Raw genomic sequence first — 216 nt, 5'->3', positions numbered from 1 at the left:
GCGTTCGCTGCCGCATAGGCAGCTCAGAAATCCGAACGCGGCGAACTTTGGGCGGGACTTGAGTTCGCTGCCGCATAGGCAGCTCAGAAAACCCGACGCGCAGCCGCGAGCAGAAACCGTCCGTTCGCTGCCGCATAGGCAGCTCAGAAAAGTGCCGTTCAGAATCCAGGTCGCGCTGAATCGTTCGCTGCCGCATAGGCAGCTCAGAAAAAAAGG

Source organism: Thermomonas fusca DSM 15424 (genome assembly GCF_000423885.1).
In the GTDB taxonomy this organism is placed as follows: Bacteria; Pseudomonadota; Gammaproteobacteria; order Xanthomonadales; family Xanthomonadaceae; genus Thermomonas; species Thermomonas fusca.
The sequence above is the reverse complement of the archived record's forward strand: the minus strand, read 5'-3'. Positions refer to the sequence as shown.